This is a genomic window from Pelomonas sp. SE-A7, from assembly GCF_030345705.1.
Classification (GTDB): domain Bacteria; phylum Pseudomonadota; class Gammaproteobacteria; order Burkholderiales; family Burkholderiaceae_C; genus JAUASW01.
The window spans coordinates 294,934-310,305 of sequence record NZ_JAUASW010000002.1 but is presented as its reverse complement, the minus strand read 5'-3'; the positions used below and the strand labels follow the sequence as shown (position 1 = coordinate 310,305).

Here is a 15,372-nt window from a genome sequence, read left to right as displayed (position 1 = left end):
AGCATGAGCGATCCCATCCTGATCGAAGTGCCGGAGAAGATCGAGACCGAGCGTCTGCTCATAGCCGCGCCGCGGGCCGGTGTCGGGCCGGCGCTCAATGAGGCCGTCATCGAGACGATGGACCAGTTGAAGCGCTGGATGCCGTGGGCACAGCAGGCGTCGACGATCGAAGAAATGGAGGCCGTGGTTCGGCGGCAGGTCGCAGCGTTCGTGCTGCGCGAGGATTTGCCGTTCCAGATCTACAGCCGGGAGCCGCAGGGCCGGCGCCTGCTCGGTGCCATGGGCCTGCATCGCTTCGACTGGGCCGCGCGGCGTTTCGAGATCGGCTACTGGCTGCGCCGCACGGCGCAAGGCCAGGGGCTGATGAGCGAGGCTGTGAATGGCATGGCCGAGATGGCGTTCACGCAGCTCCGCGCGCGGCGCTTGGAAATCCGCTGTGACGAAACCAATGACCGCAGCCGCGGCGTTGCGGAGCGCTGCGGGTTCACGCTGGAGTCGGTAATGCGCGGCCAGTCGGTCAACACCGCTGGCGAACTGTGCAGCAGCTGCGTCTACGTGAAGTTCAAACCGGACTGAACTTGTCCACCGTGTCGGTGATGATGCCGTCCAGGCCGTTGGCCATCAGCCAGCGGGCCACCGACTCGTCGTTGACCGTGTAGACCAGCGCCTTCATTCCGAGCGCGTGGACGGCCTCGACCATGGCCCTGTCCATCAGCGCGTAATTGGTGATGACGGTGCTGCAGCCCAGCGCTTTGGCTTCCTCGGTCCAGCTGTCTCGGGCCTTGTCGATCAGCAGTCCACGCGGCAGCTCGGGCGCCGCGGCCTGCGCAGCCGCGACGGCGGCCGGCTTGAAGGAGCTGAGCAGCGGCAGCCGTTCGCTGCCGGCCCAGAGTTCGCGCACGGCCAGGGCGACGACGCGGCCGGTCTCCTCATCCTGGCCCGGATTGGGCTTGAGTTCCAGGTTCAGGCCGAAGCCGTTGCGCCGGCAGTAGGCGGCCACCGTCTCCAGGCTGGGAATGGGTTCGCCGGCATAGGCCCGGCTGTGCCAGCCGCCGGCATCGAGCCGGCTCAGCTCGTGCCAGGAAAGAAGGCCGGCCGGCCCGCGGCCGCTGGTCGTCCGGTTCAGCTTGTCGTCGTGCAACAGGAAGGGGCGGCCGTCGTGGCTCAGCCTCACGTCGCATTCGAAGGCGCGGTAGCCATGGGCGGCGCCCAGGCGGAACGCGGCCAGCGTGTTCTCGGGGGCCAGCTTGCCGGCGCCGCGGTGGGCGATCCAGAAGGGGAGGGGCCAGGGCTTGGTCATGGCTGTGCGGCCTTCGATTGCATGGATGCGCCACTCTATTGCGCCAAGGCCCTGTCTGACCAGCGGCCATGTTGCACTGCGGTAGGATCGCACTCCGACGACCGCTGGGTCCCTCGCATCCCCGAGGCGGCCTGGCAGTGACCCGCGGCACCGGCGCATCAGGCCGGCCACCGCGGGCGCTTTGCCGGCCCATGACCCATGGCGCCGGGCTTGCCAACAGTGCGAGGGTCGGCGACCTTTTCTGCTGAGATTGCCCAGGCCGCCATGAACGCTCCGCATCCGCTGATGCCCGAAGCCACCGCCCTCGCCGAGGACGGCGTGATGACGCCGCCCGCCCGGCTGCGCGAGATTCCCTACAACTACACCTCGTTCTCCGACCGCGAGATCGTGATCCGTCTGCTCGGCGCTGCCGCCTGGGAGACGCTGAACCTGCTGCGCGAGGAGCGCCGCACCGGCCGCTCGGCCCGCATGCTGTACGAGGTGCTGGGCGACATCTGGGTGGTCCAGCGCAACCCCTACCTGCAGGACGACCTGCTGGACAACCCCAAGCGCCGCGCCCTGCTGATCGAGGCCTTGCACCACCGGTTGCACGAGGTCGAGAAGCGCCGCAACCCCAGTGACGCCAAGCGCGACGCCCTGGTGGGCGAGCTGCTGGCGGCGGCCGGCAAGTCGGTCGAAGACTTCGCCTCGTTGTTCGAGCGCACGGCCGAGCTGCGCCGCCGTGCGACGCGCTTGCTGGGCAAGCACACGGCCAAGGACAACATCAAGTTCGACGGCCTGTCGCGCGTGGCCCATGTGACCGACGCGACCGACTGGCGGGTCGAGTACCCCTTCGTGGTGCTGACGCCGGACAGCGAGGCCGAGATGGCCCAGTTGGTCAAGGACTGCATCGAGCTGGGCCTGACCATCATCCCGCGCGGCGGCGGCACCGGCTACACCGGCGGCGCCGTGCCCCTGGTCTGGAACAGCGCGGTGATCAACACCGAGAAGCTGGAGGCGCTGCGCGGCGTCGAGATGATCCAGCTGCCGGGCCTGGACCGGCCGGTGGCGACCATCTTCAGCGAGGCCGGCGTCGTGACCCAGCGGGTCTCGGACCTGGCCGAGCAGCATGGCTTCGTGTTCGCCGTCGACCCGACCTCGGCCGAGGCCTCCTGCGTGGGCGGCAACGTGGCGATGAACGCCGGCGGCAAGAAGGCCGTGCTGTGGGGCACGGCCCTGGACAACCTGGCCTCCTGGAAAATGGTCACGCCGGACGCCAAGTGGCTGGAGGTGCATCGCCTCAACCACAACCTCGGCAAGATCCATGACGTCGAGGTCGCCAGCTTCGAGCTGCGCTACTTCGATGCCTCGGGCAGGAAGCTGGAGCGCACCGAGCGGCTGGACATCCCGGGCCGCACCTTCCGCAAGGAAGGCCTGGGCAAGGACGTCACCGACAAGTTCCTGGCCGGCCTGCCCGGCATCCAGAAGGAAGGCTGCGACGGCCTGATCACCAGCGCCCGCTGGGTCGTGCACCGCATGCCGGCCCATGTGCGCACGGTCTGCCTGGAGTTCTTCGGAAACCCCAAGGACTGCGTGCCGTCCATCGTCGACATCAAGGACTTCATGTTCGCGGAGGCCAAACGCGAGAACGGTGCCATCCTCGCCGGCCTCGAGCACCTGGACGACCGCTACCTGAAGGCCGTGGGCTACGCGACCAAGAGCAAGCGCGGCGGCCTCCCGAAGATGGTGCTGATCGGCGACATCGTCGGCGACGACGAGGCCCAGGTGGCCCGCGCCACCAGCGAGGTCGTGCGCCTGGCCAACGGCCGCTCGGGCGAGGGCTTCGTGGCCGTCAGCGCCGACGCGCGCAAGAAGTTCTGGCTGGACCGCAAGCGCACCGCCGCGATCTCCAAGCATACGAATGCGTTCAAGGTGAACGAGGACGTGGTGATTCCGCTGGAGCGCATGGGCGAGTACACGCTGGGCATAGAGCGCATCAACATCGAGCTGAGCCTGCGCAACAAGCTGGAGCTGGCCGAGGCGCTGCAGGCCTTCTTCGCGCAGGGCCGGCTGCCGCTGGGCAAGACCGACGATGCCAGCGAGATCCCCAGCGCCGAGCTGCTGGAAGACCGGGTCCAGCAGGCTATGGCCCTGCTGAAGGAAGTCGGCGCGCAATGGCAGCTGTGGAAGGACGGGCTGGACGAGGTCCAGCTCGAGAGCGGCCGCAGCTTCTTCGACCAGCTTCAGGACAAGACGATGCGCGCCTCCTGGCGCACGCAGATCCTGAAGCCGCTGCAGAGCATCTTTGCCGGCGGCGCCTTCGCCGCCATCGTCGAGGAGTGCAAGCGCGTCCACAAGGAGGTGCTGCGCGGCCGGGTCTGGGTGGCCCTGCACATGCATGCCGGCGACGGCAACGTCCACACCAACATCCCGGTCAACTCCGACAACTACCAGATGCTGCAGACGGCCCACGAGGCCGTGGCCCGCATCATGAAGCTGGCGCGCAGCCTGGACGGCGTGATCTCGGGCGAGCATGGCATCGGCATCACCAAGCTGGAGTTCCTGTCCGACGAGGAGCTGGCGGGCTTTGCCGGCTACAAGGCCAGGATCGATCCCGAGGGCCGCTTCAACAAAGGCAAGCTGCTTCGCGGTGGCACGGCCTATGCCGACCTGACCAACGCCTACACGCCCAGCTTCGGCCTGATGGGCCACGAGTCGCTGATCATGCAGCAGAGCGACATCGGCGCGATCAGCGACTCGGTGAAGGATTGCCTGCGCTGTGGCAAGTGCAAGCCGGTCTGCGCCACGCACGTGCCGCGCGCCAACCTGCTCTACAGCCCGCGCAACAAGATCCTCGCCACCTCGTTGCTGGTCGAGGCCTTCCTGTACGAGGAACAGACCCGCCGCGGTGTGTCGGTCAAGCACTGGCAGGAATTCGAGGATGTGGCCGACCACTGCACGGTCTGCCACAAGTGCGCCAATCCCTGTCCGGTCAAGATCGACTTCGGCGACGTGACCATGAACATGCGCAACCTGCTGCGCAAGATGGGCCAGAAGAGCTTCCGCCCCGGCAATGCGGCCGCGATGTTCATGCTCAACGCCACCAATCCCGAGACCATCAAGCTGGCGCGCTCGGCCATGGTCGGCGTGGGCTTCAAGGCCCAGCGCATGGCTCACGACCTCTTGAAGGGCTTTGCGAAGAAGCAGACGGCCGCGCCCCGCGCGACCCTGGGCCCGGCGCCGGTCAAGGAGCAGGTGATCCACTTCATCAACAAGAAGCTGCCCGGCGGCCTGCCGAAGAAGACGGCGCGGGCGCTCTTGGACATCGAGGACAAGGACTACGTGCCCATCATCCGCAACCCGGCCGCCACCACGGCCGAGACGGAGGCCGTGTTCTATTTCCCCGGCTGCGGCTCGGAGCGTTTGTTCAGCCAGGTCGGCCTGGCGACTCAGGCCATGCTCTGGCATGCCGGCGTGCAGACGGTGTTGCCGCCCGGCTACCTGTGCTGCGGCTATCCGCAGCGCGGCTCGGGCCAGTTCGACAAGGCCGAGAAGATGATCACCGACAACCGGGTGCTCTTCCATCGCGTCGCCAACACCCTGAACTACCTCGACATCAAGACCGTGGTGGTCTCTTGCGGCACCTGCTACGACCAGCTGCAGGGCTACAAGTTCGAGGAGATCTTCCCGGGCTGCCGCATCGTGGACATCCACGAATACCTGCTGGAGAAGGGCGTCAAGCTGGACTCGCAGCAGGCCTACCTCTACCACGACCCCTGCCACAGCCCGATGAAGCTGCAGGAGTCGATGAAGACGGTCAAGGCCCTGGTCGGCCCCGAGGTGGTCAAGAGCGAGCGCTGCTGCGGCGAAAGCGGCACGCTGGGCGTGACCCGGCCCGATATCTCGACCCAGATCCGTTTCCGCAAGGAAGAAGAGCTGCGCAAGGTCGAGACCCAGCTGCGCGACAGCGGCAAGGTGGCCGCGGCCGACAACCTGAAGATACTGACCAGCTGCCCCAGTTGCCTGCAAGGCCTCAGCCGCTACGGCAACGACCTGCAGAACGGTCTGCTGGAGGCCGACTACATCGTGGTCGAGATGGCCAAGCAGATTCTGGGTGACAGCTGGATGCCCGACTACGTGGCCAAGGCCAATGCCGGCGGCATCGAGCGGGTGCTTGTGTGAACTGAGGTTCGCATAGCGGCCTGCCCCCTCGGCGCGGGGGGCAGGGCTTCCCCGAGAGCGCGGGCAAACCCGCTGCTGTCCGGGCCTTTGGCTCGATAGATTGCTGCAATCCGGCGCCAGCTGCCCTCAGGCTGGCGCCTCATTGCAATGACCGGAGGTATCGGTGAGGCAATCGATCACAGGCGCCCTGGGCGCTGCTTGGCGGGCCGGTGGCCTGCTCGTCCTGCTGGCGGCCCTGGCCGGCTGCCAGAAAACCGAGACCACAGCCCAGGTCGGCGACCAGCCGGTGGACACGGCCCTGCAGAAGAAGATCCAGGAACAGCTGCTCGATGCCCAGCCGGGCTCGGTGATCGAGATCCCGGCCGGCAACTACCACTTCGACCGCGGCCTGTCGCTGCGCGCCAATGGCGTGACGCTCAAGGGCGCGGGCCTGGACAAGACCATCCTGTCCTTCAAGAACCAGGTGGCCGGCCCCGAGGGCCTGATCGTCTATGCCAGCGATTTCACGCTGGAAGGCCTGACCATCGAGGACAGCAAGGGCGACGCGGTCAAGATCAACGACGGCGAGAACATCACCATCCGCAAGGTCCGGGTGCGCTGGACCGGCGGCCCCAAGACCAGCAATGGCGCTTATGGCCTCTACCCGGTCAAGACCAGGAACGTGCTGATCGAGGATTCCGAGGCCTATGGTGCCTCGGATGCCGGCATCTACGTAGGCCAGTCCACCGACGTGGTCGTGCGCCGCTGCCGGGCCGAGCAGAACGTGGCCGGCATAGAGATCGAGAACACGGTCAATGCCGATGTCTACGACAACGTGGCCACCGGCAATACCGGCGGCATCCTGGTGTTCAACATGCCCAACCTCTCGCAGGCCGGCCATGGCACCCGGGTCTACAAGAACCAGGTGTTCAAGAACAACCTCGACAACTTCGGCGCCAAGGGTACGGCCGTGGCTAGCGTGCCGGCCGGCTCGGGTGTGGTGATCAACGCCAATTCCAAGGTCGAGATCTTCGACAACGACATCGCCGACAACCAGACGGCCAATGTCATCGTGTCCAGCTACTTCTCGACCGGCTACTTCACCGACTCCGGCGTGGAGAAGGGCTACGACCCGTACCCGCGCGCCATCTATGTGCTGGAGAACCGCTTCAAGGGCGGCGGCGATTCGCCCGACGGCCTGGACCTGAAGACGCTCAAGACCGTGCTGTTCGGCCTCAACGGCCGCCTGCCCGACGTGCTGTGGGACGGCTATGTGGACACCAAGAAGGGCTGGGTGGCCGAGGACCGGATCTGCGTTCGCAACGGCAAGATCGACGTGCTCAACGCCGACGGGCCGAACAAGTACAAGGACCCCAAGGTCGACAACAAGCCGCATGACTGCGAGCTGCCGCGCCTGAGCCCGGTGGTCCTGAAGAGCCGCACCTGAGGCCGGCGAGGGACCCATGCTGTACCGGAGACTGTTGCTGGCCGCAGCCGCTGCGCTGCTGTGCGCCCTGGGACTGGTGGCCTGCTCGCGTGAGCCTGACCCGGTCAAGTTCATCGAGCAGGGCCGGCCGGCCCTGCTAAGCGAATGGGGCTTGCTGATCAAGGACGGCAGCCTGCTGAGCCTGAACCAGGGCGTCGAGCCCTACGAGTTGAACTCCTCGCTGTTCACAGACCATGCGCACAAGCTGCGCACGATCTGGATGCCGGTCGGTCGCAAGGCCAAGTACGACCCCGAGGCCACCTTCGAATTTCCGGTCGGCACCATCATCAGCAAGACCTTCTACTACCCCAAGGAGGGCGCGGTGCGCCTGCAGCGCGTGGTCGACCCGGGCGCGGACAAGGCGCTGGGCGCCCATGGCCTGGACCTGAACCAGGTGCGCCTGATCGAGACCCGGCTGCTGGTGCGGCGCGAAGCGGGTTGGGTGGCCTTTCCCTATGTCTGGAACGACCAGCAGACCGATGCCGAGCTGATGCGCACCGGTGACCAGCTGGCGCTGGAGCTGGCCAAGCCGCCGGGCAAGCCGGAGCAGTTCACCTATGTCGTGCCCAACGAGAACCAGTGCGCCAGCTGCCACATGACGCAGCTCAAGTCCAAGCAGTTGCAGCCCATTGGCCCCAAGGCCCGCCACCTGAACCGCAGCCTGACCTATTCCGGCAAGACCGAGAACCAGCTGGAGCACCTGGTGCGGGTTGGCTACCTGGAAAAGCTGCCGGCCAAGGTGGACCAACTGCCCATGGCCGTGAACTGGCGCGACGACAAGCAGCCGCTGGACCAGCGGGCCCGTGCCTATCTCGACATCAACTGTGCCCACTGCCACAACCCGCGCGGCCCGGCCAACAACACCTCGCTGAATCTGGAGCCGTTTCCTCCGCTGGGTCTGCGCCAGGGCTTGTGCAAGCCCTCGGTGGCGGCCGGCAAGGGCACGGGCGACCGGCTGTTCGGCATCGTGCCGGGCAACCCCGACGAATCCATCCTGCCCTTCCGCATGGCCTCCAAGGAAGGCGGCGTGATGATGCCCGAGCTCGGTCGCTCCATCGTCCATGAGGAAGGCGTCGAGCTGATACGCAAGTGGATCGAAGGACTGCCCGGCCATTGCGAACCCATCCAGCAACCCGGCCGCTAGAGCCGGACCTCGAAGACAGACAACAAACCATGGAGACCTGCATGCACCAACGCTTTGCCCGCACGCCCTGTGCCCTGGCCATTCTTCTGCTGAGCCTGGGGGCGGCTCAGGCCCAGACCCAGGCGCCGGCCCCGCAGGCCGCCGCGCCCGAGGAGGTCAAGAGCCTGGGCGTGGTCGAGGTGACCGGCCAGAGTCGCGTCCAGCAACTGCGTGACGTACCGATCACGATCAGCGTGGTCGGGGCCGACAAGATCAAGAGCGTGGGCGCCGCCAACATCGGTGCGCTCGACGGCCTGATGCCCGGCCTGACCGTGGACGCTTCGCAGCCGACCCAGCCCAACTACGCGATGCGCGGCATAGGCACCGGCGACTTCGGCATTGGCACCGATGCGCCGGTGGGCCTCTACATCGACGGCATCTACGCCGGCAAGACCGGTGGCGCGCTGCTGACCTTCAACGACGTCAAGCGCATCGAGGTGCTCAAGGGGCCGCAGGGCACGCTGTTCGGCCGCAATGCCGCCGGCGGAGCGGTCAGCATCATCACCAACGACCCCAGCCAGAAGCGCGAAGCCAGCGGCCTGCTGCGCCTGGGCAACCAGGGCCAGTACCACGGCGAGCTGCTCTACAACACGCCGCTGAACGACAACACGGCGCTGCGCTTCTCGGCGGTGCGCGAGCATGACGACGGCTGGGTCACCAACTCGATCAACGGCCGCAAGGAAGGCGGCGCGAACGGTTGGGGCACCAAGCTGGCGCTGAAATGGGCCGACGCCGACAGCTCGGCCCTGCTGAGCTGGGAGCACGAGGTGCTGAACCAGCCGGCGCGGCCGCTGTTCGCCGTGGTCTCCAAGCCCGACTTCACCGGCAGCGCTGCCACCTGGAAGGACCCGCGCACGCTCAAGCTGGCCAATGACGCCGACCCCAATATCGAGTCGCGCAAGTTCGACGGCCTGACGCTGAAGATCAGCCACAGCCTGGCCATTGGCGAGCTGACCAGCACCACCGGCTACCGCCGCTTCAACGCCCAGGACGTGCAGGACAACGACGGCTCGGCGATCAAGTACGCCTACCTGTCCACCGGCAACTACGAGGGCAGCCGCAGCTGGCAGCAAGAATTCCGCCTGAACGGCAGCAACGACAGCATCGACTGGGTGGCAGGCGTCAGCGCCTTCCACGAGAAGGCCGACCAGCAGACTGCGCTGTTCTCGGCGACCGACACCATAGACACCATCATGGCCGGCGCCAGCGGCGGCCTGCTGGCGCCCTATGCCACGGTCAACCAGCTAGCCGGCATGTTCGGCATCCCGGGCGTCAACGTGGTCGGCCTGCCCTGGACCGAGTCCATGTTCAACACCATCAGCTCGCGCGCCGCGGCCGTGTTCGGCGACGTGATCTGGAAGCTGACACCCAGCACCAACCTGACGACCGGCATCCGCTTCACCCGCGACAGCAAGCGCTTCAGCTGGCACAACCCGGTCCGCACGGCGCCGCAGCTGGATGCCACGCTCAAGGCCCTGGGCCCGCCGACTACCGGCGGCTTCTTCGACGGGGTCAATGCCAACCAGCCGCTGATCGCCGCCAGCATGGGCCTGAGCGATGCGCAGCTGCGCGGCGCCCTGCAGGCCAATGGCCTGCCGCCGCAGCTGGGCTACGCGCTCTACGGCCTGATGACGACCAACGTCAACTTCAACAGCCCCGCGGCCACGGCGGCGCCGATGTATGACAGCGCCTCCTGGACCAACACCAGCCCCCGCCTGGTGCTGGACCACCGGCTGGACAAGGACACCATGCTGTTCGCCTCGGCCACGCGCGGCTACCAGGCCGGCGGCTTCAACGCGATCTACAAGCAGGGCGTGGCGGCCTTCGGGCCCGAGACGGTCACCAACCTGGAAGCCGGCGTCAAGGGCAACGTCAGGAGCACCGGCCTGTTCTACACGGCGGCGCTGTTCCACTACGACTTCAACAACCTGCAGAGCATCGGCACGACCAAGAGCAGCTCGGGCGTGACCACCTATGTGGTCAACGTCAGCGACCAGAAGGCGACCGGCCTGGACCTGGAGGCCTACTGGCAGATTGATCGCACCTGGCGCCTGAGCGGCGCGGCCGAGTTCATCGACCAGGTCTACAAGCGCTACAGCTACTCGCCCGGCGCCGGCGTGGTGTTCAATATGGCCGGCCAGCCGGCCGGCACGCCGCGCATGACGGCCACGCTGGGCCTGGACGCCCGCTTCGGCCTGGCCGACGGCCAGGCCACGGCCAGCCTGAACTGGGCCTATTCCGGCGCCCAGCGCTGCAACGACGAAACCCGCAACCGCAACACCTGCGGCCAGTTGCCGGCCTTTGCCGTGGGCGAAGCGACCAACCGGGTCAACCTGCGCCTGGGCTGGGAAGCGCCCAGCAAGACCTGGGGCCTGGGCCTGCTGGTCAACAACCTGCTGGACAAGCAGTACGTGAGCTACATGTCGGCGCCCAGCTTCGCCACCGGCACGCCGGCGGCCTACATCAGCGCGCCGCGCAAGATGTCGCTGGAGCTGAACTTCAAGCTCTGAGGCCGGCCAGGACCAGGAAGCGCGGGAGGCCTGTGGCAAACTCCCGCGCTTCGCCTTTTGCCGGGTTCCAGCTGTCTTGGACAAGATACTTCTGCAGATTGCCGCCGAGCTGAAAGTTCGGCCGGCCCAGGTCAACGCAGCCGTCGAGCTGCTCGACGGTGGTGCCACCGTCCCCTTCATCGCCCGCTACCGCAAGGAAGCCACCGACGGCCTCGATGACGCGCAGCTGCGCGATCTCGAGTCGCGCCTGGGCTATCTGCGCGAGCTCGAGGAGCGCCGCGCGGCGGTGCTCAGGAGCATCGAGGAGCAGGGCAAGCTGACGAGCGAGCTGCGCTCGGCCATCGAGGCGGCGCCGACCAAGCAGGAGCTGGAAGACCTCTACCTGCCTTACAAGGTCAAGCGCCGTACCAAGGGCCTGATCGCCCGCGAGGCCGGCCTGGAGCCGCTGGCCGACAAGCTATTCGCCGACCCTTCGCTCGACCCGATGGGCGAAGCCGCGGCCTTCCTGAACCCCGACGCCGGATTCGCCGACGTCTATGCCGTGCTGGATGGCGTGCGCGACGTGCTCAGCGAGCGCTGGGCCGAAGATGCCCTGCTGATAGGCAAGCTGCGCGAATGGCTGTGGGAGGAGGGCCTGTTCAAGTCGCTGCTCTGCGAGGGCAAGGACCAGAACAACCCCGACGTCGCCAAGTTCCGCGACTACTTCGACTACGCCGAGCCGATCCGGACCGTGCCCTCGCACCGCGCGCTGGCCGTGTTCCGCGGCCGCACGCAGGAAATCCTCGACGCCAAGCTGGTGCTGGACGAGGAGGTCGTTGCCGGCCAGCCCGGCCTGGCCGAGGGCCGCATCGCCCGCCACCTGGGCTGGAGCCATGCCAAGCGGGCCTCGGACGAGCTGATCCGCAAGACCGTGGCCTGGACCTGGAAGGTCAAGCTGGCCATGAGCCTGGAGCGCGACCTGTTCTCGCGGCTGCGCGAGGCGGCCGAGGCCACGGCGATCAAGGTGTTCGCCGAGAACCTGCGCGACCTGCTGCTGGCCGCGCCGGCCGGCAAGCGGGTGGTGATGGGCCTGGACCCCGGCATCCGCACCGGCGTCAAGGTGGCCGTGGTCAGCGACACCGGCAAGGTGCTGGACACGAACACGGTCTACCCGCATGAGCCGCGCAAGGACTGGGAAGGCTCGATCCACACGCTGGGCCGTCTCTGCGCCGCCCATGGCGTCAATCTGATCGCCATCGGCAACGGCACCGCCAGCCGCGAGACCGACAAGCTGGCCAGCGACCTGATCAAGCGCATCCAGCAGCTGGCTCCTGGTACAGCCATCGAGAAGGTGGTGGTCAGCGAGGCCGGCGCCTCTGTCTATTCGGCCTCCGAGTTCGCCTCCAAGGAGCTGCCCGAGCTGGACGTGAGCCTGCGCGGCGCCGTGTCGATTGCCCGCCGCCTGCAGGATCCGCTGGCCGAGCTGGTCAAGATCGACCCGAAGAGCATCGGCGTCGGCCAGTACCAGCATGACGTGAACCAGAGCGAGCTGGCCAAGATGCTGGACGCGGTGGTCGAGGACTGCGTGAACTCGGTGGGCGTGGACCTGAACACGGCCTCGGCGCCGCTGCTGTCTCGCGTGTCGGGCCTCTCCGGCGCCGTGGCGGCCAGCATCGTGCGCTGGCGCGACGCCAATGGTGCATTCAAGAGCCGCAAGCAGCTGCTGGACGTGTCCGGCCTCGGTCCCAAGACCTTCGAGCAGGCGGCCGGCTTCCTGCGCATCCGCGGCGGCGACAACCCGCTGGATCTCAGCGGCGTCCACCCCGAGACCTATCCGTTGGTGCAGCGCATCCTGGATCAGCTGCAGCGCCCCATCGCCGACCTGATCGGCAAGAGCGACGTGATACGCGCGCTGCGCCCCGAGGTCTTTGCCGACGACAGGTTCGGCGCGATCACGGTCAAAGACATTCTTTCCGAGCTGGAGAAGCCCGGGCGCGACCCGCGCCCCGACTTCAAGGTGGCCCGCTTCAATGACGGCGTCGAGGACATCAAGGACCTGCAGGAGGGCATGGTGCTGGAGGGCACGGTGTCCAATGTGGCCCAGTTCGGCGCCTTCGTGGACCTGGGCGTGCACCAGGATGGCCTGGTCCACGTGAGCCAGCTGGCCAACAAGTTCGTCAACGACGCCCGCGAGGTGGTCAAGACCGGCGACATCGTCAAGGTCCGGGTGCTGGAGGTCGATCTGGCCCGCAAGCGCATCTCGCTGACCATGAAGCTGGACGCCGCACCGCGGGCCGCAGGCAAGCCGACGGACAACAGCTTTCGCCCGGCGGCCCGCAACGAGCGGCCCGGTGCGCCGCGGGGCGGCCAGGCAGCGCCCAGCGCCGGCGGGGCCATGGCCGCTGCCTTCGCCAAGCTGCAGGGGCGCGGCTGACGACCCGCCTCGGCCATTGAACCCCGCAATCCGGCGGTTGATCGCATGACCACTGTCTGAGCCTGGCCCGGGCGGCTATCGTGCCGCCCAGCATTGATTTCTGGAGTACCCCCTTGAATACCAAGAAGCACACGATTGCCGCTGCCTGCGCGCTGATGTTGTCCGGCGCCGCCATGGCCCAGGAGGGCCCCCAGGGCCCCGGCGACGGCCAACCGCGTGCCGGTGCAAAGCTGGAGCGCGTTGAGATCAGCGCCCGGCCGCAAAGCGATACTGACCTGCGCCGCAAGTCCCAGGTGGCCAAGCAGATCTACGGCCGTGAGGAGCTCGACAAGTTCGGCGACACCAATGTGGCCGACGTGCTCAAGCGGCTGCCCGGCGTCAACGTGGCCGGTGGCGCCCCCCGCATGCGCGGTCTGGGCAGCGGCTATACGCTGATCCTGCTCAACGGCGACCCGGCGCCCCCGGGCTTCGACCTTACCCAGCTGGATCCGGCCCAGGTGGAGCGCATCGAGGTCACCAAGGGCCCCAGCGCCGACCAGAGCGCTCAGGCCGTGGCCGGTGCGATCAACATCATCCTGAAGGACGCGCCCAAGATCACTCAGCGCGACCTGCGCCTGAACATGGGCTACAACGCCGTGCGCCCCAGCCTCGCCGGCTCCTACACCTATGGCGAGAAGAAGGGTGACGTGGCCTACACCGTGCCCTTCTCGCTGTTCTCCTGGCGCGGCCTCAATGAATCGGTGAACACTCGTGCCGCCCCGGGCACGGACGGCATGCCCTCGGTGATCAGCCAGAAGCAGGAGCAGAACTTCTGGGGCGCCGGCTGGAATTCCACGCCGCGCCTGAACTGGAAGATCAGCGACGAGCAGAACCTGACCGCCATGGCCTTCCTTCAGCAGGGCCGCTGGCACTTCAATCCCGAGTACGAGACCCTGATCAAGGCCGGCCTGCCCAGCGAGGACTACAACTCCCGCAACATCGGCACCTGGCAGATGGTTCGCGGCAACCTGCAATACAACAACCAGTTCAGCGAGACCCAGCGCATCGAGCTGAAGGCCGGCGTGCAGGAAGCGCGTGGCAGCTTCAAGAACTACGTCTACGACAAGTTGCAGCGCGGTTCCGTCGGCGACAACTCCGACCGCAACTTCACCCAGGCCGGCAAGTACGCCCAGGTCCTCAATGACAGCCACAGCCTCGCGGCCGGCTGGGACCTGGAATGGCGCAAGCGCGAGGAAACTCGCTTCGTGACCGTGGGCGGCCAGGCCCAGCTGCCGGGCGTGGACGGCCTGCCGTTCGCTGCCACCATCCAGCGCCAGGCCTTCTTCGTCCAGGACGAATGGGAGATCTCGCCTCAGTGGTCGGCCTATCTGGGCCTGCGCACCGAGCGCATCGTCACCGAGAGCGCCGCCGAGGGCGATGCCCAGCGTCGCAACAGCAGCAGCGTGACGACGCCGCTGCTGCATGTGAACTACAAGATCGACCCCAAGGGCCGCGACCTGATCCGCACCAGCCTGACCCGCAGCTACAAGGCGCCCAACCTGAACCAGTTGCTGGCTCGCCCGGCCATCTCGGGTCTGTACCCCGACCCGAACACGCCCAATACCTACCTGGCGCCGGACTTCATCGGCAACCCGGGCCTCAAGCCCGAGCTGGCGACCGGCCTGGACGTGGCCTACGAGAAGTACCTCAGCGGCGGAGGCATGATCAGCATCGGAGGCTTCTACCGCCGCGTGAACGACCTGATGCGCAACGTCACGACGCTGGAGGCGGCAGGTTCGGCCTTGAATGTCTCCAAGACGCAGGCCCGCTACGTCAACCACCCGACCAACTTCGCCCGCGCCGAGACGGCCGGCCTTGAGTTCGAGATCAAGGGCCGCGCCGGCGAGCTGATTCCCTCGGTCTTCGACACCAAGCTGCCGCTGAATCTGCGGGCTTCGTTCAACTACTACAAGTCGAAAGTCCAGGGCCTGCCCGGACCTGACAACCGCCTGGACGGCCAGCAGCCTTGGTCGGTCAATGCCGGCTTCGACTACCGCCTGACGGGCCTGCCGGTGAACATGGGTGCCAACTTCAACTTCACGCCCGGCTACGTGACGACGCAGACGCTGACTCAGTCCATGGAGCAGACCCGCAACCGCGGCATCGACATGTTTGCGCAGTGGACGCTGAGCCGTACCAGCTCGATCCGCTTTTCGGCCAACAACCTGTGGGCGGTCGATACGCGTCAGACGACCTTCGTCACCAGCGGCTACAGCCGCGGCGAGCGCAGCGGCCGCACGCAGTTCGGCCTGTCCTGGGATCAGAAGCTCTAAGGGACCCGAGGGTCCTACACTGCGGCGC

At 67.0% G+C, this 15,372-nt stretch carries 8 protein-coding genes; 7 read left to right on the top strand and 1 reads right to left on the bottom strand.

Annotated features, from left to right (window positions below; translation table 11 throughout):
• The first annotated feature begins 3 nt into the window (after nucleotides 1-3).
• On the top strand, nucleotides 4-576 hold the full coding sequence (locus QT382_RS15445) for a GNAT family N-acetyltransferase (protein WP_289254983.1): 573 nt from the start codon (nucleotides 4-6) through the stop codon (nucleotides 574-576).
• Here QT382_RS15445 and ugpQ read toward each other — a convergent pair.
• On the bottom strand, nucleotides 563-1,300 hold the full coding sequence (gene ugpQ, locus QT382_RS15440; RefSeq protein WP_289254982.1) for a glycerophosphodiester phosphodiesterase: 738 nt from the start codon (nucleotides 1,298-1,300) through the stop codon (nucleotides 563-565). The two genes, QT382_RS15445 and ugpQ, sit on opposite strands and share 14 nt — an antisense overlap.
• A 264-nt stretch (nucleotides 1,301-1,564) precedes the next feature.
• Here ugpQ and QT382_RS15435 point away from each other — a divergent pair, with 264 nt between their 5' ends.
• The 6 genes from QT382_RS15435 to QT382_RS15410 all read left to right on the top strand — a co-directional run bounded on the left by QT382_RS15435 (nucleotide 1,565) and on the right by QT382_RS15410 (nucleotide 15,344).
• On the top strand, nucleotides 1,565-5,461 hold the full coding sequence (locus tag QT382_RS15435; RefSeq protein WP_502929898.1) for a DUF3683 domain-containing protein: 3,897 nt from the start codon (nucleotides 1,565-1,567) through the stop codon (nucleotides 5,459-5,461).
• A gap of 163 nt (nucleotides 5,462-5,624) precedes the next feature.
• Entirely contained in the window at nucleotides 5,625-6,887 is a 1,263-nt protein-coding gene (locus tag QT382_RS15430; RefSeq protein WP_289254981.1) for a parallel beta-helix domain-containing protein, read from the top strand.
• A gap of 16 nt (nucleotides 6,888-6,903) precedes the next feature.
• Complete coding sequence (locus tag QT382_RS15425) at nucleotides 6,904-8,070, top strand: SO2930 family diheme c-type cytochrome (RefSeq protein ID WP_289254980.1); 1,167 nt, start codon at nucleotides 6,904-6,906, stop codon at nucleotides 8,068-8,070.
• Between the two features lie 41 nt (nucleotides 8,071-8,111).
• Complete coding sequence (locus QT382_RS15420; RefSeq protein WP_289254979.1) at nucleotides 8,112-10,619, top strand: TonB-dependent receptor; 2,508 nt, start codon at nucleotides 8,112-8,114, stop codon at nucleotides 10,617-10,619.
• A 76-nt stretch (nucleotides 10,620-10,695) separates the two neighbouring features.
• The gene (locus tag QT382_RS15415) at nucleotides 10,696-13,032 is read left to right on the top strand and encodes a Tex family protein (RefSeq protein ID WP_289254978.1); all 2,337 of its coding nucleotides are present in this window, start codon (nucleotides 10,696-10,698) and stop codon (nucleotides 13,030-13,032) included.
• A 113-nt stretch (nucleotides 13,033-13,145) separates the two neighbouring features.
• Nucleotides 13,146-15,344 (top strand): TonB-dependent receptor plug domain-containing protein, encoded by a 2,199-nt coding sequence (locus QT382_RS15410; RefSeq protein WP_289254977.1) that lies wholly within the window; start codon nucleotides 13,146-13,148, stop codon nucleotides 15,342-15,344.
• The last annotated feature ends 28 nt before the right edge of the window (nucleotides 15,345-15,372 follow it).

Coding starts and splice junctions, on each gene's coding strand:
- QT382_RS15445 (WP_289254983.1), top strand. CDS start 4: ATGAGCGATCCCATCCTGATCGAAGTGCCGGAGAAGATCGAGACCGAG.
- ugpQ (WP_289254982.1), bottom strand. CDS start 1,300: ATGACCAAGCCCTGGCCCCTCCCCTTCTGGATCGCCCACCGCGGCGCC.
- QT382_RS15435 (WP_502929898.1), top strand. CDS start 1,565: ATGAACGCTCCGCATCCGCTGATGCCCGAAGCCACCGCCCTCGCCGAG.
- QT382_RS15425 (WP_289254980.1), top strand. CDS start 6,904: ATGCTGTACCGGAGACTGTTGCTGGCCGCAGCCGCTGCGCTGCTGTGC.
- QT382_RS15420 (WP_289254979.1), top strand. CDS start 8,112: ATGCACCAACGCTTTGCCCGCACGCCCTGTGCCCTGGCCATTCTTCTG.